16 protein-coding genes are annotated in these 17,375 nt (G+C 62.9%); 2 read left to right on the top strand and 14 right to left on the bottom strand.

Going from position 1 to position 17,375, the window contains the following annotated elements; translation table 11 throughout:
* Positions 1–19: 19 nt before the first annotated feature.
* Entirely contained in the window at positions 20–427 is a 408-nt protein-coding gene (locus AC2ETI_RS25715; RefSeq protein ID WP_483634616.1) for a hypothetical protein, read from the bottom strand.
* A 183-nt stretch (positions 428–610) separates the two neighbouring features.
* Positions 611–1,837 (bottom strand): hypothetical protein, encoded by a 1,227-nt coding sequence (locus AC2ETI_RS25710; protein WP_483634589.1) that lies wholly within the window; start codon positions 1,835–1,837, stop codon positions 611–613.
* 705 nt (positions 1,838–2,542) lie between these two features.
* Between AC2ETI_RS25710 and AC2ETI_RS25705 the strand changes: the two genes are divergently transcribed.
* Complete coding sequence (locus AC2ETI_RS25705; RefSeq protein WP_483634588.1) at positions 2,543–3,829, top strand: multidrug effflux MFS transporter; 1,287 nt, start codon at positions 2,543–2,545, stop codon at positions 3,827–3,829.
* Here AC2ETI_RS25705 and mraY read toward each other — a convergent pair.
* On the bottom strand, positions 3,826–4,902 hold the full coding sequence (mraY, locus tag AC2ETI_RS25700; RefSeq protein WP_003941316.1) for a phospho-N-acetylmuramoyl-pentapeptide-transferase: 1,077 nt from the start codon (positions 4,900–4,902) through the stop codon (positions 3,826–3,828). The genes AC2ETI_RS25705 and mraY overlap by 4 nt on opposite strands.
* Positions 4,903–4,987: 85 nt before the next feature.
* On the opposite strand from mraY, the gene AC2ETI_RS25695 reads away from it, so the two are divergent.
* Positions 4,988–5,521: a MarR family winged helix-turn-helix transcriptional regulator gene (locus tag AC2ETI_RS25695; protein ID WP_020970065.1), complete on the top strand. Its 534-nt coding sequence runs from the start codon at positions 4,988–4,990 to the stop codon at positions 5,519–5,521.
* 93 nt (positions 5,522–5,614) lie between these two features.
* Here AC2ETI_RS25695 and AC2ETI_RS25690 read toward each other — a convergent pair whose 3' ends face one another.
* The 11 genes from AC2ETI_RS25690 to AC2ETI_RS25640 form a co-directional block, all read right to left on the bottom strand.
* The gene (locus tag AC2ETI_RS25690) at positions 5,615–6,391 is read right to left on the bottom strand and encodes an enoyl-CoA hydratase (RefSeq protein WP_003941374.1); all 777 of its coding nucleotides are present in this window, start codon (positions 6,389–6,391) and stop codon (positions 5,615–5,617) included.
* A complete protein-coding gene (gene mmsB / locus AC2ETI_RS25685; protein WP_003941308.1) occupies positions 6,391–7,284 on the bottom strand; it encodes a 3-hydroxyisobutyrate dehydrogenase in 894 nt (297 codons plus the stop codon). The genes AC2ETI_RS25690 and mmsB overlap by 1 nt, the downstream gene beginning before the upstream one ends.
* Before the next feature lie 23 nt (positions 7,285–7,307).
* Positions 7,308–8,366, bottom strand: a complete 1,059-nt coding sequence (locus AC2ETI_RS25680) for an enoyl-CoA hydratase/isomerase family protein (protein ID WP_019749206.1) — start codon at positions 8,364–8,366, stop codon at positions 7,308–7,310.
* The gene (locus AC2ETI_RS25675) at positions 8,363–9,523 is read right to left on the bottom strand and encodes an isobutyryl-CoA dehydrogenase (RefSeq protein WP_046378817.1); all 1,161 of its coding nucleotides are present in this window, start codon (positions 9,521–9,523) and stop codon (positions 8,363–8,365) included. Before AC2ETI_RS25675 ends, AC2ETI_RS25680 begins: the two co-directional genes overlap by 4 nt.
* 14 nt (positions 9,524–9,537) lie before the next feature.
* A complete protein-coding gene (locus AC2ETI_RS25670) occupies positions 9,538–11,055 on the bottom strand; it encodes a CoA-acylating methylmalonate-semialdehyde dehydrogenase (RefSeq protein WP_070385723.1) in 1,518 nt (505 codons plus the stop codon).
* A gap of 129 nt (positions 11,056–11,184) precedes the next feature.
* Positions 11,185–11,907 (bottom strand): copper homeostasis protein CutC, encoded by a 723-nt coding sequence (locus AC2ETI_RS25665; protein WP_483634587.1) that lies wholly within the window; start codon positions 11,905–11,907, stop codon positions 11,185–11,187.
* 1 nt (position 11,908) lies between these two features.
* Positions 11,909–12,688: a glucosamine-6-phosphate deaminase gene (nagB, locus tag AC2ETI_RS25660; RefSeq protein WP_021334281.1), complete on the bottom strand. Its 780-nt coding sequence runs from the start codon at positions 12,686–12,688 to the stop codon at positions 11,909–11,911.
* Entirely contained in the window at positions 12,676–13,917 is a 1,242-nt protein-coding gene (locus AC2ETI_RS25655) for an N-acetylglucosamine-6-phosphate deacetylase (protein ID WP_197941039.1), read from the bottom strand. Before AC2ETI_RS25655 ends, nagB begins: the two co-directional genes overlap by 13 nt.
* Positions 13,914–15,587: a phosphoenolpyruvate--protein phosphotransferase gene (gene ptsP / locus AC2ETI_RS25650; RefSeq protein ID WP_020970070.1), complete on the bottom strand. Its 1,674-nt coding sequence runs from the start codon at positions 15,585–15,587 to the stop codon at positions 13,914–13,916. Before ptsP ends, AC2ETI_RS25655 begins: the two co-directional genes overlap by 4 nt.
* The gene (locus AC2ETI_RS25645) at positions 15,587–15,856 is read right to left on the bottom strand and encodes an HPr family phosphocarrier protein (RefSeq protein ID WP_019749212.1); all 270 of its coding nucleotides are present in this window, start codon (positions 15,854–15,856) and stop codon (positions 15,587–15,589) included. The genes ptsP and AC2ETI_RS25645 overlap by 1 nt, the downstream gene beginning before the upstream one ends.
* A gap of 2 nt (positions 15,857–15,858) precedes the next feature.
* Complete coding sequence (locus AC2ETI_RS25640) at positions 15,859–17,202, bottom strand: PTS transporter subunit EIIC (RefSeq protein WP_019749213.1); 1,344 nt, start codon at positions 17,200–17,202, stop codon at positions 15,859–15,861.
* Positions 17,203–17,375: the final 173 nt, after the last annotated feature.

The raw sequence follows: 17,375 nt of genomic DNA, 5'->3' as shown, positions 1-17,375 counted from the left end.
CCGGCACAAACGTCAAGCACTACCGCTTCAATTTCGTACCTGCGGCAGCTCTGCGGTTGGGGTTGGGCGTGGCCGTGACGGTCAGCTTCTTTTGCTGAGCGTCCAAACTGGGCGTGATATCGAAACGGCGGTTCGGCTTGCCGTGATACCCCACGGCTCCTTTTACAACCACGCCCCGACCCTTCGGCGTCTTGAACTCAGCACCGACCTTCATGCCCTTGAATTCGCCGCTCTGGCCGACCGCAAGATTCCTGGAGAAGGAACCCGGCACGTAACTGTTGCCGATACCCGTCACCACTTTCTTGGCTCCGGTCTTCGTCGCAGCCTTGGTCGCAGTGCGAGCACCCTTGGCCGTAGAAGCGATCTTCGTCCCCGCGCCAGAGAACCGGCCAAGGCGGTCTCGGCGCTGATTTCTCTTCCGGGCCATATCATCCACCGCCTCTCGCAGCGAGTTCGCCGGCTAACGCGCGTAGACCAGCGGGATCGCTCATCGGAGGCGTCTTGCCGCGATAGCGACCGCCCTTGCTGAGTGAGGCATTCTCCAGGCCCGGGGGCGTCAACCCTGGACCCCAACCATATTCGCCTGCAACCGCTTCAGAGTTGCGCGCCATCACGACCACGCCCAAGTCGGCGCGGTGTAGGTCGTACCAGCAGTTACCTGAACCACGCACGCAGCAGAGCGGTATCGAACACCACAGCCGAAACTCCGCTGAAAGAAGCTGTCCTGCAGCGGGTACCGCTGGTCACGGCCAGCCAAGAGCCTGAGGCCCTGATATGCGGGGTTCGTATGCTGGCGGAAAGCAACAGGATTCAGCTTGCTATTCGGCCTACCTGTCGCAACTACGGCCAGATAACCCTGTGGCACAAAGTAGCTGGGGATAATCCACACAGGTCCGTAGCTGCCGGAAACTTCCAGACCACCGAACTCCGCTGGAGCAACTTGACCGACGATATTCTCGGTCGTCAAGTAGGCCGGGGCGCTGGCCGACGGAGTGAAGTCGAACTTGCTGACAACCCCGTTGGTCTCGATCCCAGCACGGAACGTCGATATCTCTTCAGCCTCTGCAGGATTGCAGAGAACGATTAGGCGAGTGTTACCGCTCGTGCCGAATCCCTTGCTGCGCACCTGATTGATCGCGTCCACCAAGTCGCCCGGATCAACCACTGCATTCCCAGACGCAAGATAGTGCGAGTTGCTCGCCAGAAACGTCCTCCCAGCATGCGGGGGCGGCGTCATGCCGTCGGTACCGTTCCACAGGCCGAAAACACGGTGGCCATGCTCGTTCAGCCCCTGCGCCGGGTTGAACAACCGCCGCAGCACTGTCCCGGTGACCTTGCGGTTGTCGGCCTCGAGCGCACTATTGATGCTGGCCCTTACCTGTTCTGCTGATGCGGCTCGAAGGAACTTCCAGGTCATACGTGACGCGAGGTCGTAGTCCGTGAAGTCGTAGCCGAAAAGGAGCGCGTCGGGGTTGCTGTGAATACCTTCCGGCTCGCCGAACTCCGATGCTTCTTCGAAGTTTTCAGCTGCGACCTGTTGCGGAATCGCATCGGCGACAGCCGTTGTCGAGTAGCTGATCAGAGAGGCCAGGGCAGATCGCTCACGGTTGTAGCGAGACATCGCCGTGGCGACTTCGTTCCAGATGCTCGCCAGATCGACACCGTCTGCGGTCTGATTCACCAGTACGTCGCCCTGCGAGGAATAACCACCGTCGCCGCCGAAGGCAAACAATGCAGCAGTGGCCTCGACGGTTGCCAAGGTGGCGTCGCGAGCGGGGTGTGCGAACAACGGCCGGGAATTCCAAGTGCGGGTATCGGCTGGACGAGTAGTGGTCATTGGTTGCTCCAATTCGGTGATCAGCGAAAAATCGCTGTAAGACTGGCGATAGAACCGAGCACCTGCTCTAGTTCCGGAAAGCCGGTCTCCGACCGAACTGAAGTACGACGCGGGACTGCCGCGCAGGAAAAGATTGCGATTTGCCCGGCCTCTGACCTGGGGTTGGCTACCGGCGGCTGGGGCGCTGCCCTGCAGTGCCGTACCGGGTGCCAGGCTAACCCACACTTGCCCCGCTGCACCACGCTCAACCAAGGCGACCGCCGTACCTCCGTTGTACCTCCGCAGCAGATGCGCAACAGGTAATCCGACCGTAGGCAACCACTCTCCGCAACTACGCAACGGTGCAAGAAATAGCACTCTCACCTGCGAATACGAATCGGGGCTGACCGTGTTGGCCAGCCCCGACGCCTGAGCGGATGACGGGACTCGAACCCGTGTGAACGGCTTTGCAGGCCGGTGTCTAGCCACTCAGCCACACCCGCGTCAGTGAGTAACTCTGCCCTGAAATCACGGCGTCGAACCACAGTTCCGCTCAGCATGATTCGAGTGCGATCCCACCCGCCGTTCCAGTCTCTGGGAAAACTGCGAGCCCTTCGGGAACAAATCGGTCAGTCTCGATGCTGACTCCCTCGGCGGGCGCAGATCATACGAATTTCGCCCGAACGACCGAGCAGTTCGCCAGACCCAGACAACCCAGAAGGTTTCATGAGTGCCGAGAACACCGCCGTTGCCCCGCCCGTGAAGGCAGCCCCGCCCATAGAGGCAGCCCCGCTGGAAATGAGCAGTGTCGACCGTAAGCCCAGCGTCGGGAAGATTCTTGCCCTCGGTTCCATGACTGCGCTCGGGCCCTTCACCATCGACATGTACCTGCCCGCGCTGCCGGATATCGGCGCCGATCTCGGGGTCTCGTCGTCAACGGTTCAGCTGACGATCACCGGAACTCTCATCGGCCTCGCACTCGGACAGCTGTTGGTCGGGCCGCTCTCGGACACTCTCGGCCGCAAGAAGCCGCTGCTCGCCGGGATCGGTGTGCACATCCTGGCTTCGCTGCTGGCGGTCTTCGCACCGAGCATCGCGGTCCTCGGCATCCTGCGGGTTTTCCAGGGCATGGGCGCGGCGGCCGCGGCAGTGGTCACCATGGCGATCGTCCGCGACCTCTACAGCGGTAACACCGTTGCCGTCGTGATGAGTCGGCTGATGCTCGTGCTCGGCGTTGCGCCGATCCTGGCGCCCAGCATCGGTGGCGTCCTCCTCGTCGCCCTCGACTGGCGCGGGATCTTCGTCGTCCTGGCACTGATCGGCGTCGGCACAGCGATGATCGGTGCTTTCGGACTGTCCGAAACACTGCCGAAGGAAAAGCGTCGCCCGAGCGGATTGAAGTCGGTTCTCCGCGCCTACGGTTCGCTGCTCGGCGACCGCACGTTCATGGTCCTGACGCTCGTCTCCAGCGTCGGTATGGCGTCGTTGTTCGCGTATGTCTCAGGCGCGTCGTTTGTCTATCAAGATCAGTACGGCCTCAATCAGCAGGAGTTCGCGCTGCTCTTCAGTGCGGGCGCGATTGCGTTGATCGGTGCTTCGCAGGTCAACGTCCGACTGCTCGATCGCTGGACTCCTCAGCAGATCACCAAGTGGGCCCTCGTGGCTGCCGTTGTCTCCGGGGCCGTCGTCATTGCTGTCGCGGTCCTGGAACTGGGCGGGCTCGCCGGATTCGTGATCGCACTGTGGGTCATGGCCGGTGCCATCGGGTTCGTTCTTCCCAACGCCCCGGCACTGGCGCTCGCTCGTCACGGCGAAGCGGCCGGTACTGCCGCGGCAATGCTCGGTGCATTCCAGTTCGGCGTCGGTGCGGCCATCGCGCCGGCCGTCGGCCTGCTGGGAAACACGAGCACAGCACTGGCCGTCACGATGACGGCGTGTGTGTCGCTCGGTCTGGTCGCTCTTCTGGCTACGACCCGAAAGAGTGATACGACCCGAAAGAGTGAATCGGTCTAACCGGCAGCGGAGAACCACTCGCTGTAGAAGGTGGCAAGTCCCAGGACGCACGAGATCGCGACGAAGATCCAGAATCTTGCGATCACGACGGTTTCCGGCCAACCGAGTAACTCGAAGTGATGATGGATCGGGGCCATCTTGAATACGCGTCGGCCGGACGATCGGAAGACCAGAACCTGGATGATCACCGACAGGATCTCAGCCACGAACAGGGCGCCGATGATGACCATTAGCAACTCGGTGTGCGTCGTGACGGACAGGCCGACCACCAGGCCGCCCAGCGCCAAGGAGCCGGTGTCACCCATGAAGATCTGAGCCGGGGCGGCATTCCACCAGAGGAAGCCGAGGCACGCCCCGCCTGCCGCGGCAGCGACGATAGCGAGATCCAGGGGGTCACGAACGTCGTAGCAACCGGCGGCAGGCTCGAGGACACACGAGTTCCGGTACTGCCAACCGGCGATGACGACGTAGGTCCCCAGGATCATGCCCATCGAACCGGCCGCGAGACCGTCGAGACCGTCGGTGAAATTGACGGCGTTGGACCAGGCGAACACCAGAATGCAGAAGAAGACCACAAAGCCGATGGCACCCATGGAGAACACCGAGATATCTCGCACATGGGACAGGTACTGGCTTCCGGGGGTGACTCCGTTGTTGTTGGAGAACTGCAGGAACAGAATGCCGAAGATGATGGCGCTCGCCAACTGACCGACGGTCTTTGCCGTCTTGTTCAGCCCGAGATTGCGCTTCTTGCGGATCTTGATGAAGTCGTCGAGAAAGCCGACGATTCCCAGTGACGTCGCCAGCGCGAGAACCAGCCAACCGGATGCAGACAACCGCGGTAGCCGCGAGCCGAAACCGATGATGTGTGCCGCCAGGTAGCCCGCCCACATGCCGGCGATGATCGCGATGCCGCCCATCGACGGGGTGCCACGCTTGCCCTGATGACTCTGCGGACCCTCGATCCGAATCTCGTGCCCGAGCCCCTGCCGCGAAAGCACACGAATGAGAAACGGAGTCAGGAAGAGCGCGACGAACAACGAGACGCCACCCGCTACGAGGATTGAAATCACCCGTGGGACTCTACAGACGTAAGCGGCTGCGACACACAATCAGACAAGGCACCCGACCGCTTGCCAGCATGGGATGATCGAACTTATGTCTCCCCCCGCGCCGCTCCCCCTCGACCCCATCGAAGAGGCGCATCGTCAGTGGACGAAGCACGGTTGGAGCGATGTCGCCGACGGTATGGCTGCGGTCACGTCGGTGATGCGTGCGCAGCAGATCATGATGGCGCGGGTCGAAGAGGTACTCAAGCCTCTCGGGCTGACCTTCGCCCGCTACGAACTGCTGACGCTTCTCACCTTCACCAGGTCGGGCGCCCTCCCGATGGCCAAGGCAAGCGCCCGACTCCAGGTTCACCCCACCAGCGTCACCAATGCCGTCGACCGCTTGGAGAAAGCGGAGCTGGTCAGACGGGTCCCGCATCCCAGCGATCGACGTGCGACGCTCATCGAGATCTCCGACGCGGGTCGCGCGCTGGCCCTCGAAGCCACTGAAATGCTCAACAGCAAAGTGTTCGCACACCCCGGACTCCAGCAGGACAAGCTCGAGCAATTGGTGACGATCCTCACTGAACTTCGCAAGACTGCGGGTGACTTCGACACCGGCGGCGCGCCCACCAAGTGGTGAACCGACGACCCGTACACACAAAGAAACTGCCCTCACACTCTCGACGAGTGTGAGGGCAGTTTCAGCTGTTCGAAAGTTCAGCGCTAACGAATTTCAGCGGTGCTTGAACTCGGCGGACCGCTTCTCCACGAACGCGGTCATGCCTTCCTTCTGATCCTCCGTCGCGAAGGTCGAGTGGAACACCCGACGCTCGAAGCGGACGCCCTCGGCGAGTGTGGTCTCGAAGGAACGGTTGACCGCTTCCTTGGCCATCATCGCAATCGGCAGCGACATCTCGGCGATGGTGGTTGCGGTCTTCAATGCGTCGTCGAGCAGATCGGCGGCCGGAACGATCCGGGCAACCAGGCCTGCGCGCTCGGCCTCTTCTGCGTCCATGTTGCGGCCGGTCAGGCACAGCTCCATGGCCTTGGCCTTACCCACGGCGCGCGTAAGGCGCTGTGAGCCACCGATACCCGGAATGACACCGAGCTTGATCTCGGGCTGGCCGAACTTCGCGGTATCCGAAGCGATGATGAAATCGCAGAGCATCGCCAGTTCGCAGCCACCACCGAGCGCGTACCCGGAGACTGCGGCGATCAGCGGCTTACGAGCTGCTGCGACGCGGTCCCAAGGAGTGAAGAAATCTTCGACGTATGCGTCCATGTACGTCTTGGACTGCATTTCCTTGATGTCGGCGCCGGCGGCGAAGGCGCGCTCGGAACCGGTGATCAGGATGGCTCCGATGCCGTTGTCCGCTTCGAGGTCGGCAACCGCGGCGACGACCTCGTTCATCAGCTCGGAGTTCAGGGCGTTGAGAGCCTTCGGGCGGTTGAGCGTGATGACGCCGACGCGACCCTTACGCTCGAGGATGATGGTGTTGAAGTCGGTCACTACTGTCCTTCGGTCGAACGGTCACGGATGTCGTTGATGATGGCAGAGAAGTCCTGACCGCCACCGCCCGCGGCGTGGAAGCGACTGTAGAGTTCCGCGGCCTTGAGCCCGATCTCCGCATCGACGCCGTTGTTGCGCAGCGCATTTGCAGCCAGACCGAGGTCCTTGTCCATCAGCGCGACAGCAAAGCCGGGCTGGTAGTCGTTGTTGGCCGGGCTGGTGGGCACCGGTCCCGGTACCGGGCAGTTGGTGGTCAGTGCCCAGCACTGCCCCGAGGCGTTGGACGCCACGTCGAAGAGCGCCTGGTTGCTCAGGCCGAGCTTCTCGCCCAGCACGAATGCCTCGCTGATCGCGATCATCGAAATGCCGAGGATCATGTTGTTGCAGATCTTGGCAGCCTGGCCGACACCGGCGTCGCCGCAGTGAACGACCTTGCGGCCCATCACGTCCAGCAACGGTGACGCGGCCTGGAAGTCAGCTTCGGAACCGCCGACCATGAATGCCAGCGTGCCTGCGGTAGCCCCGACGACTCCACCGGAGACCGGTGCGTCGACGCTGCGGTGACCGGCCGCTTCGGCCTTGTCGTGTGCCTCGCGGGCGTCGGCGACGTCGATGGTGGAACAGTCGATGAACAGCGTGCCCGGTGTTGCCACCGGCAGCAGCTCTTCGTACAGACCCAGAACATGCTTACCGCTCGGCAGCATCGTGATCACGACGTCGGCACCGCGAACGGCATCGACCGCCGAATCCGCTACCGATGCACCGTCTTTGACTGCCTGCTCCAGCGCCGCGGGTGCCAGATCGAAACCGACGACCTTGTGTCCGGCCTTGACGAGATTGGCCGCCATCGGGCCACCCATGTGACCGAGTCCGATAAATCCAATGGTGCTCATTAGTGATGCTCCTTCGGCGGTGATCAGTTGCCTTGCGGTTGAGGGGTGAGTCCGAGCTCGTTGTCGCCCAGCGGGGCGAAGTAGGCATCGACGGATTCAGCCGTGACATCTTCGAGGGTTGCCGGCAACCACTTCGGGTTTCGGTCCTTCTCGACTACCTGGGCGCGAATACCCTCGACCAGGTCGTGTGAGGCGAGCGCTGCCGTCGAGACCCGGAACTCCTCGTTGAGGACTTCTTCCAAGCTTGCTGCTTCCTTGGCATGTCGCAGGGATCGCAGGGTCACCGACAGTGCAATCGGAGACTTGCCGAGAATCTGCTCCGCTGCCTTCTCCGCCTCGGGGATTCCACTCGCTCGAAGACGCTCGACGATGGTGGAGACGTCGTCGGCAGAGTACGCGGCGTCGATCCAGCTCTGCTGGGCCAACAGTTCCGACACCGGAGCCGGCTCCGCGTACTGCGCCACGGCGTCGGCAACCGAAGACGACGCGAGTGCGGCGATGAACGTCTCGATGTTCTCCGACGGGATGAAGTGATCCGCGAAGCCTGCTGCGATGGCATCGCCGGCGCTCAGTCGCGCCGTGGTGAGCGCGATGTGCGTTCCGAGTTCACCGGGAGCACGCGAGAGCAGGTAAGTTCCGCCCACGTCAGGGATGAAACCGATTCCGGTCTCGGGCATTCCGATCATCGAGCGCTCGGTCACGATGCGAATGTCGCCGTGTGCGGACACTCCGACGCCGCCGCCCATGACGATCCCGTCCATGATTGCGACGTACGGCTTCGGGTAGTTCGCGATCTCGGAATTGAGGATGTACTCCTCACGCCAGAAATCGAGCGAACCGGTCTTGCCGTCCTTGGCGTCGTGGTAGATCGAGACGATGTCGCCGCCGGCGCACAGACCACGCTCGCCGGCGCCCGTGAGTACGACCGCCTTGACGTCGTCGTCGGACTTCCATTCCGCGAGTGCCTTGGCCATCGCCTTGACCATCGAGTGGTTGAGGGCGTTGATCGCCTTGGGCCGGTTGAGGGTGATGAGCCCCAGTCCGTCACGCTTTTCGATCAATACCTCGAGCTCGTCGCTCATGCTGCTCCTTGCTTTCCCTGACCTGATGCGACCACGCTTCGCGCGATGACCACCCTCATGATCTCGTTGCTGCCTTCGAGGATCTGATGAACCCGAAGATCGCGGACGATCTTCTCGATCCCGTACTCAGCAAGATAGCCGTACCCGCCGTGAAGCTGGAGAGCCTTGTTGGCTACGTCGAACCCGGTGTCGGTGGCAAAGCGCTTGGCCATCGCACACAACTCCACGACGTCGGACGCTCCGTCTTCGAGTGCGGCAGCGGCGCGCCACAGCAACGTCCTGGCCGCTTCGAGTTCGGTACGCATGTCGGCGAGCTGGAACTGCAGGGCCTGCGACTCGATCAGTGCCGAACCGAAAGCTTTGCGGTCCACCAGATATGCGACTGCCTTCTCCAGCGCCGCCTGGGCCCCACCGACCGAGCAGGCGGCGATGTTCAGCCGGCCGCCGTTGAGACCCTTCATAGCGATGCGGAAGCCGCTGCCCTCTTCACCGAGCATGTTGGCGGCAGGAACTCGCACGTCTTCGAAGATCACCTGACGGGTGGGCTGCGCGTTCCAGCCCATCTTGACCTCGTTGGCACCGAACGACAGTCCGGGCGAATCCTTGGGCACGATGAACGCCGAGATCCCTTTGGCACCGGCAGATCCGGTGCGTGCCATCACGACGTACACGTCGGAAGTGCCTGCGCCAGAGATGAACTGCTTGACGCCGTTGAGGATGTAGTCGTCGCCGTCACGAACGGCCTTGGTGCTCAAGCCGGCCGCGTCGGAACCTGCACCGGGTTCGGTCAGGCAGTAACTGCCCAGTTGATCCATCGAGCAGAGTCCGGGTACCCACTTGTGGCGCTGTTCGTCGTTGCCGAACTGGTCGATCATCCACGTGACCATGTTGTGGATGGAGATGTACGCGGCGATCGACGGATCTCCCTTGGCGAGCTCCTCGAAGATCCGAGCGGCGTCGACGCGGGTCAGTTCACTGCCACCGACATCCTCGCGAATGTAGATCCCGCCCATCCCCAGGGACGCCGCCTTGCGGAGAACGTCCACCGGGAAATGCTTGGTCTGATCCCACTCCACCGCATTCGGTGCCAGATGCTCGGCCGCGAAGTCGCGGGCAGTGTCACGAATCGCCCGCTCGTCATCGGTCAGAGTAAACATGGAAGGTAGTCCGATCAGTTCATCGTGGGGATGACGAAGTGATTGGTCTCTTCCTTCTTGCCGGAAGGCCAACGCTGCGTCACCGTCTTGGTCTTGGTGTAGAAGCGGAAGGAGTCGGGACCGTGCTGGTTCAGGTCACCGAAGCCGGAGCGCTTCCAGCCACCGAAGGTGTGGTACGCGATCGGGACCGGGATCGGCACGTTGACGCCGACCATGCCGACGTTGACGCGAGCGGTGAAGTCACGCGCGGTGTCGCCGTCGCGGGTGAAGATGGAGACGCCGTTGCCGTACTCATGTTCGGTCGGAAGACGCAGTGCCTCTTCGTAATCGGCAGCGCGAACCACCTGAAGGACAGGTCCGAAGATCTCTTCCTTGTAGATGCGCATGTCCGAGGTGACGTTGTCGAACAGGGTTGCGCCGGCGAAGAATCCACCTTCGTGGCCTTCGAGGGTGAAGCCGCGGCCGTCGACGACTGCCGTTGCGCCCTCGTCGATGCCGATCTGCACGTAGTTGTTGACGCGGTCGAGGGCATCCTGGCAAACGAGCGGTCCGAAATCGACGCCTTCGTCGTCACTGCGACCGATCTTGAGCTTCGCGACGCGCTCCTTCAGCTTCGCGACAAGAGCGTCCGCGGTCTCCTCGCCGACGGGAACGGCAACCGAGATGGCCATGCAACGCTCACCGGCACTGCCGTAGCCTGCACCGATCAGGGCGTCGGCAACCTCGTCGAGGTCGGCGTCCGGCATGACGATGGCGTGGTTCTTGGCGCCACCGAAGCACTGTGCGCGCTTGCCGTGAGCTGCGGCCGTCTCGTAGATGTACTGAGCGATCGGCGTGGAGCCGACGAAGCCGACAGCCTTGATGCGATCGTCGGTGAGCAGGACGTCGACAACTTCCTTGTCACCGTTGACCACGTTGAACACACCCGCAGGCAGTCCGGCTTCGAGGAACAGCTCGGCCAGTCGCAGCGGGACGGAGGGGTCACGCTCGGAGGGCTTGAGGATGAAGGCGTTACCGGCGGCGAGGGCGGGGCCGGCCTTCCACAGCGGGATCATCGCGGGGAAGTTGAAGGGCGTGATGCCTGCGACGACGCCGAGCGGCTGACGCATGGAGTACACGTCGATGCCGGTGCCGGCACTCTCGGTGAATTCACCCTTGAGCAGGTGCGGAGCGCCGACGGCGAACTCGATGACCTCGAGGCCACGCTGGATGTCACCCCTGGCGTCGGCGACGGTCTTGCCGTGCTCGGACGAGAGGAGGCGGGCCAGAGAATCCATCTCGGCCTGAGCGAGCTGCAGGAACTTCATCAGCACGCGGGCGCGCTTCTGCGGGTTGAATGCTGCCCACACCTGCTGCGCCTCTTCGGCATTGGCGATGATGGCTTCGGTCTCGGCCTTGCTCGCGAGGGGGACGCGGGCCTGCACCTTGCCGGTGTTGGGATCGAACACGTCCGCAAATCGATCAGATGTCCCGGGAACACGCTTGCCACCGACGAAGTGCGTCAACTCGTGAACCGTCGCATTTTCAACCATTGTGCTAACCCGTTCCTTGCTCGTATGGACCGCCCAGGAGGCAGCAGTGAATATGTCTACCATCCTATAGTTGGATGTCCATGTATGTCTAGAGCCCAAGGGCTGTGCGCCTTTATTAACCGCGGGGGGTTAATAAAGGCGCACAGCGCGGAGCGCGGCTGCCGCTTCCTGCGCGACTACTGCATCGGTGACGTCGTATCCGTCCGATCCCCCGCCCGGGCCACCGGACACCGCGACAACTTTGCGTGCCGAGAGATGCACCGCATCGACGCCGACTGCGGCGATTGCCGGGATGTCGTCGACGGTTATTCCGCCACCGGCCATGATCTGGATCCGGCCTGCGGCATGTTCGACCACGCGACCGATCTCGTCGAGACCCTCGCTGCAGGTATCCGCACCCCCGGACGTCAGCACGCGGGTCACGCCCAGGTCGATCAGTTCGTCCAGCGCGGTCAGTCGGTCGGCCACCACGTCCATCGCACGATGTACCGTCACCTCGACCCTCGCACGGTCCACGCATCCGATGATGCGACGCAGCACCACGGTGTCGATCGTATTGTCTTCTGTCAGCGCGCCGACCACGATGCCGGAAGCTCCACCGGCCACGGCCGCACGTACGTCGTGCTCCATCACCCACACTTCGTCGGGTGAGAACACAAAACCTCCGGCGCGCGGACGGATCAGCGGGTGAACCGCGATCCCCACTTCCGACGCTGCCTCGATCACTCCAATGCTTGGCGTCAATCCCCCCGTCGGACCGAGCGCCGCACACAACTCGACTCGAGTCGCTCCTACCGAACGTGCGATCCTCGCCCCCCGCACGTCCTGCACCGCCAGCTCCAGAACCGTCATGTCAGAAGGACTGCCACGACGGCTTGTGCTCGAGCGCATACCGGTAGTAGTCGGCAAGTTTGAGCGAACTGGCCGCAGCTTCGTCGATCACGACGGTGACATGGCGATGCAATTGCATCACCGAAGCCGGGCAGAACGCAGACAACGGACCTTCGACGGCTGCGGCGATCGCATCGGCCTTACCTTCTCCGGTCGCGATCATCACCAGATGCCTTGCATCGCTGATGGTTCCGAGGCCCTGGGTCAGCACGTGGTGTGGGACGTCGTCCACCCCGTCGAAAAAGCGTGCGTTGTCGATCCGGGTCTGCTCGGTCAGCGTCTTCACGCGAGTTCTCGAGGTCAACGACGATCCTGGTTCGTTGAAGCCGATGTGACCGTCGGTGCCGATGCCGAGCAACTGCACGTCCACTCCCCCGGCCGCCGCGATGCTCTGGTCGTATCGTGCGATCTCTTTCTCCGGGCACGGTGCTTCACCGTTGGGACTCGACACCATCGCCGGATCCAGATTGACGTGATCGACGAACTCCGACCGAATCACCGAGTAGTACGACTGCGGATGGCGTTTCGGCAATCCCAGGTACTCGTCGAGCAGAAACGCCCGAGCCAGCGAGAAGTCGAGTTCGGCATCGCGATGCCTCGCTGCCAGTTCACGATAGGTTCCGATCGGCGACGACCCCGTTGCAAGCCCAAGCGTCGTCGCCCCGGCTCTGACGTAGCCTTCGACGATGTCCGCGACGGTCGAGTCGACCTCCGCGGGTGTCGGCTGAATTACGATTTCCATGATTGTTCCTTTCCGGCGGCTTTTCCGCCGAGTAGTACACGCCCCAGGCGCAAGTGACGATCGGTGACAAGGATGTCGGCTCGGCAGCCCACGGCCAGCGATCCGATCAGGTCGCCAAGCCCCAGCAGACGCGCAGGGCTCCGAGTTGCCGCTGCGACAGCGTCTTCCAGCGCGACCCCGCCGTCGAAGACAGTGCTGCGAAGCACGTCGAGCAATCTTGCAGTCCCTCCGGCGATGGCACCGGAACTGCCGTCAGTGGTCGCGAGTCTTGCCACTCCCTCGGCAACCGTGACGTCGAGCGCACCGAGTTGGTAGTCGCCGTCGTCCATTCCGGCCGCGGCCATCGAATCGCTGACCAAGGCGATCTGGTCCGGTCCGACAGCGTCGAAGACCATCGACACGGTCTCGGGGGCAAGATGCACACCGTCTGCGATCAGTTCCACCACCATCTCGCCTCTCGCGGCAGCCGCCAGGCACGCCGCGACGGGACCCGGAGATCGATGGTGCAGGGGCGGCATCCCGTTGAAGAGGTGGGTTGCGCTGATCTGACCGGCCCAATCCCCTTGCACCGCAGCATCGATGCGCGCCGATGTCGTTGCCGCGTCCGCATCGGTGTGACCGAAACTCGGCACGATATTGCGATGACGCATGATCGCGAGCAACTCTTCGAAGTTCTCGGTCTCGGGCGCCAAGGTCATGGACCGCACGGTCCCCCGCGCAGCGTCACAGACGGCTTCGAGAAGGTCCGGATCGCCGGGCACGATCGCCGCCGGATCCTGGGCACCGCAGCGAACGCCGTTGATGAACGGCCCCTCGAGGTGGATACCCAGAAGTTCTCCGCGTTCGACCAGATCGGCGAGCATCGTTGCTTGTCGGACCAGATCTGCGCGCGGTGCAGAGACCAGGCTGGCCAGCATTCCGGTCGTGCCGTGCTCACCATGGTGCGCCGCAGCGCGGCTCGCACCATCGGCGTCGGTGTTCGGGAAACCAGCACCAGCTGCGCCGTGGCTGTGGACATCGATCAGGCCGGGCATGATCACCGTGTCGGTGCGTTCCGGAATGACGACGACCGGTGCGGACGCCATGTAGTCCGCAGCCGAGCCGACCCAGCTGATCTTCTCACCGTCCGCGACCACAACTCCGTCGTGAATCTTGCCGATCGGAGACCCGATCACCGTTCCCCGCAGTACGAGCGGATCGCCGACAGCAGCCGAGCCTGATGTACTCATGCTGACTCGCGAATCCGCGCGACAGCTGCTCTACCCTCGAGCGGGTTTCGCGCGCCCCGCGCCGCAGCGGCCATGTCCTTGCACACCGCCAGATCGAGAGAGGCCAGTTGCGCGCGAACTGCGCCCAATGCCGGGACCGACATCGACAGACTCGTCACGCCCAAACCGACCAGAACCGGAGCCAACAGCGGGTCCGACGCGGATTCTCCGCACACACCAACAGGTTTCCCGGCGTCGGCGCCCGCCTGACCGACCATCGCGATCAGATCGAGGACCGCCGGCTGCCACGGATCGAGCAGTTGCGCCAGGCCTCCGGCCATACGATCCACGGCGCAGGTGTACTGGCTCAGATCGTTGGTGCCGATACTGACAAAATCGAGGTGCTCGAGGATATCCTTCGCTCGCAACGCGGCAGCTGGAATCTCGATCATTGCTCCGACCTTGCCGATCCCCCGCGAACGCGCAAGTTCTGCAAAGTCTTTCGCCTCGTCGGCAGTGGCTACCATCGGCGCCATCACCCACAGATCGGCGCCCGTCGCGGTGCCTGCCGCCGCGAGGGCGTCGAGCTGACTGATGAGGGTGTCGGGATAGACCGTGCCGACACGAAGTCCGCGGATACCAAGGGCCGGATTCTCCTCGACCCCGAGATCGAGAAACGGCAACGGCTTGTCCGAACCCGAATCGAGAGTGCGGACCACCACCTTCTGTCCGGCGAAGTGCCCGAGCACCGACGCATACGTCTGCGCTTGCTCCTCCACCGAAGGTGCGTCGTGGCGCCCGAGATACGAGAATTCGGTACGGAACAGTCCGACGCCCTCACAATCCGCCGCCCCGGCCCGCGCGGCGTCCTCGAGGGTTCCGATGTTGGCCGACAACCTCACCGCGAACCCGTCACGCGTGCGTCCTGGACCATGTGCCGAAGCTGACTGCTCTGCCACGAACGATGCTTCGAGGACAGCGCGCTCGCGCATTTCTGCCGAGGGATCGATGGTGACCGTCCCGGTGGTGCCGTCGAGGATGAGGAGTTTTCCCTCCGCCAGCAGATCGGTTCCCGAGCAGTTGACCACGGCCGGGATTCCGAGCGACTTCGCCAAGATTGCGGTGTGGCTGGTCGGACCTCCTTCGGCAGTCAACAATCCGACCACGTCACTGTTGCCCAACGTCGCTGTATCTGCCGGAGCGAGGTCGCGCGCCACCAGGATGTACGGATGACCGGGAGCGGGGATTCCGGGCATCGGTTCCCCGCGAAGAACGGCCACGGCTCGCTGCCCGAGATCGCGCAAATCCGTTGCCCGCTCGGCCATGTACCCACCGAGCGCCGTGAGCTTTTCACAGAATGCGTCGAAGGCAACTGCGACGGCGTGTGCGGTCGGCAGCCCCGATTCCAGGTTCGCCTTGGCCGCCTTCACGATGCCCGCATCGCGCGCCATCGCAGCCGACGTCGTCAGGATCTCCGCCGATACGCCCTCGACTGTCTTTGCACGCGAAAGCAGTTCCTCCGCGACGGCGTCCAGTGCCTCACGGATCCTGATCAGCTCCGCCTCGGGACTGCCGGTGATCGGGTCCGACGCCGAAGTCGGCTCAGGCGTGGAGAATCGCAACCACGGCGCACAGACCGAACCCGCGCTCACTCCGATACCCGCGATGCGGTTGTCCACACTCGCCGTCATCAGGCTTCGTCCAGTTCGGAGGCGAGAAGCTCTGCGAGCGAACCGACCGCAGCATCGGCGCCGTCACCGTCAGCACGCAACGTCACCGAATCCCCAAATGCGGCTCCGAGAGTCATGACAGACAACATGCTGGAGGCGTCGACGGGTTCGCCGTCGCCCAGCGAGATGGTGACGTCGACCGGCAGGTCGGCCGCGGCGCGCGCGAAGAGCGCTGCGGGTCGTGCGTGGAGCCCGACTCGGGATCCGATTGTCGTGGTTGCGATCGCCATGATCAGCGTCCTCCCAGTTCCTTGTCGAGCTTGTTTTCCAGTTCGGCGACGAGCGGGGCGTCGGTGCGGCTGTCACCTTCGGCAGCCAGTGCCAGTTCGGCCTCGAGCAGCGCGGCGTCGGGCTCACCTGCGGCCACCTCGACCTCTTCTTCTCGTCCCGGCGTGCGCAGATTCCACTTCTTGATGACGAAGCTGAAAAGGAAGTAGTAGATCACGGCGTAGCCGAGTCCGATCGGGATCAACATCCATGCGTTGGTTGCCTTGCCGAAGTTCAACACGTAGTCGAAGAAGCCTGCGGAGAACGTGAATCCGTCGTGAATCCCCAGCGCATTGACCAAGGCCATCGACGTTCCGGTCAGGAGCGAGTGGATGACGTACAGCGGCCACGCGACGAACATGAAGGAGAATTCGAGCGGCTCGGTGATACCGGTGAGGAAAGCAGTCAGGCCGGTGGAGAGCATGATGCCGCCGACGAGCTTCTTCTGAGAAGGCTTGGCGTTGCGCCAGATTGCGAAGGCTGCAGCGGGGAGGGCGAACATCATGATCGGGAAGAAGCCGGTCATGAACGTGCCGGCAGATGGGTCGCCGGCGAAGAACCGGTTGAGGTCACCGCGAACGATCTGTCCGCTCGCGTCCTGGTAGTCGCCGATCAGGAACCACACGGCGGAGTTCAAGATGTGATGCAAGCCGGTGGGGATCAGGAGGCGGTTCGCTGCGCCGTAAATGCCGCCGCCCACAACGGTATTGGAAGCAACTGCTTCACCGACCCAGTTCAATCCGGAGTTGAACAACGGGTACACGAATGCCATCAGGACACCGACGACGAGACCTGTGATCGCTGTCAGAATGGGAACGAGCCTGCGCCCGTTGAAGAATCCGAGATAATCGGGAAGCTTCGTTCGATAGAACCGCTGCCACAAGATCGCCGACAGCAAGCCCATCACGATGCCGGCGAGCACACCGTAGTTGATCAGTGATTGATCCCCGTTCGGGTCGGTCTTCCCTTCGAGGACGATGGGCGACATCGCCTTGAACACTCCGTCGATCACCATGTAGCCGACGACGGCTGCCAAGGCAGTCGAGCCGTCGGCCTTCTTGGCCCAGCCGATCGCGATACCGACGGCGAAGATCAGCGGCAGCCACGTGAAGACTGCTTGTCCTGCCGCAGAGATCACTGCAGCGGCACTGTGCATCGAACTGAATCGCCCGAGCAGGTCGTCCTGGCCTAGGCGGAGCAAGATTCCCGCAGCCGGCAGAACGGCGATCGGAAGCATCAAGCTTCGGCCGAGGCGTTGAACCCCGGCGAACACTTTCGATTCCTTCTTCGGGGTGTCTTCGAGAGTCATCAAGGACCTTCTTCGTTCGCCGGGCCGCGTCGCGATCGGCCGCTGGTTCTGGAAATTCGGGTGTCGTGCACGTGCAGGTTTCGTGAAAATGCAGGTCACGGTTCATGCTCGGAAGTGAGGGCAAAACCGTTTTGTCGAAACTGTTGTGGAGCCGGACTTCCAACGGGTACTGT

The sequence above is a fragment of the Rhodococcus sp. MurmanLake-1 genome (assembly GCF_056945715.1).
Note: the sequence above shows the minus strand (reverse complement) of the source record. Positions and strands in the feature narration are given on the sequence as shown.

What these genes read in the sequence shown, in the direction of transcription:
- AC2ETI_RS25715 (WP_483634616.1), bottom strand. Translation starts at nt 427, where the DNA reads ATGGCCCGGAAGAGAAATCAGCGCCGAGACCGCCTTGGCCGGTTCTCT.
- AC2ETI_RS25710 (WP_483634589.1), bottom strand. Translation starts at nt 1,837, where the DNA reads ATGACCACTACTCGTCCAGCCGATACCCGCACTTGGAATTCCCGGCCG.
- AC2ETI_RS25705 (WP_483634588.1), top strand. Translation starts at nt 2,543, where the DNA reads ATGAGTGCCGAGAACACCGCCGTTGCCCCGCCCGTGAAGGCAGCCCCG.
- AC2ETI_RS25695 (WP_020970065.1), top strand. Translation starts at nt 4,988, where the DNA reads ATGTCTCCCCCCGCGCCGCTCCCCCTCGACCCCATCGAAGAGGCGCAT.
- mmsB (WP_003941308.1), bottom strand. Translation starts at nt 7,284, where the DNA reads ATGAGCACCATTGGATTTATCGGACTCGGTCACATGGGTGGCCCGATG.
- AC2ETI_RS25680 (WP_019749206.1), bottom strand. Translation starts at nt 8,366, where the DNA reads ATGAGCGACGAGCTCGAGGTATTGATCGAAAAGCGTGACGGACTGGGG.
- AC2ETI_RS25675 (WP_046378817.1), bottom strand. Translation starts at nt 9,523, where the DNA reads ATGTTTACTCTGACCGATGACGAGCGGGCGATTCGTGACACTGCCCGC.
- AC2ETI_RS25670 (WP_070385723.1), bottom strand. Translation starts at nt 11,055, where the DNA reads ATGGTTGAAAATGCGACGGTTCACGAGTTGACGCACTTCGTCGGTGGC.
- AC2ETI_RS25665 (WP_483634587.1), bottom strand. Translation starts at nt 11,907, where the DNA reads ATGACGGTTCTGGAGCTGGCGGTGCAGGACGTGCGGGGGGCGAGGATC.
- nagB (WP_021334281.1), bottom strand. Translation starts at nt 12,688, where the DNA reads ATGGAAATCGTAATTCAGCCGACACCCGCGGAGGTCGACTCGACCGTC.
- AC2ETI_RS25655 (WP_197941039.1), bottom strand. Translation starts at nt 13,917, where the DNA reads ATGAGTACATCAGGCTCGGCTGCTGTCGGCGATCCGCTCGTACTGCGG.
- ptsP (WP_020970070.1), bottom strand. Translation starts at nt 15,587, where the DNA reads ATGACGGCGAGTGTGGACAACCGCATCGCGGGTATCGGAGTGAGCGCG.
- AC2ETI_RS25645 (WP_019749212.1), bottom strand. Translation starts at nt 15,856, where the DNA reads ATGGCGATCGCAACCACGACAATCGGATCCCGAGTCGGGCTCCACGCA.
- AC2ETI_RS25640 (WP_019749213.1), bottom strand. Translation starts at nt 17,202, where the DNA reads ATGACTCTCGAAGACACCCCGAAGAAGGAATCGAAAGTGTTCGCCGGG.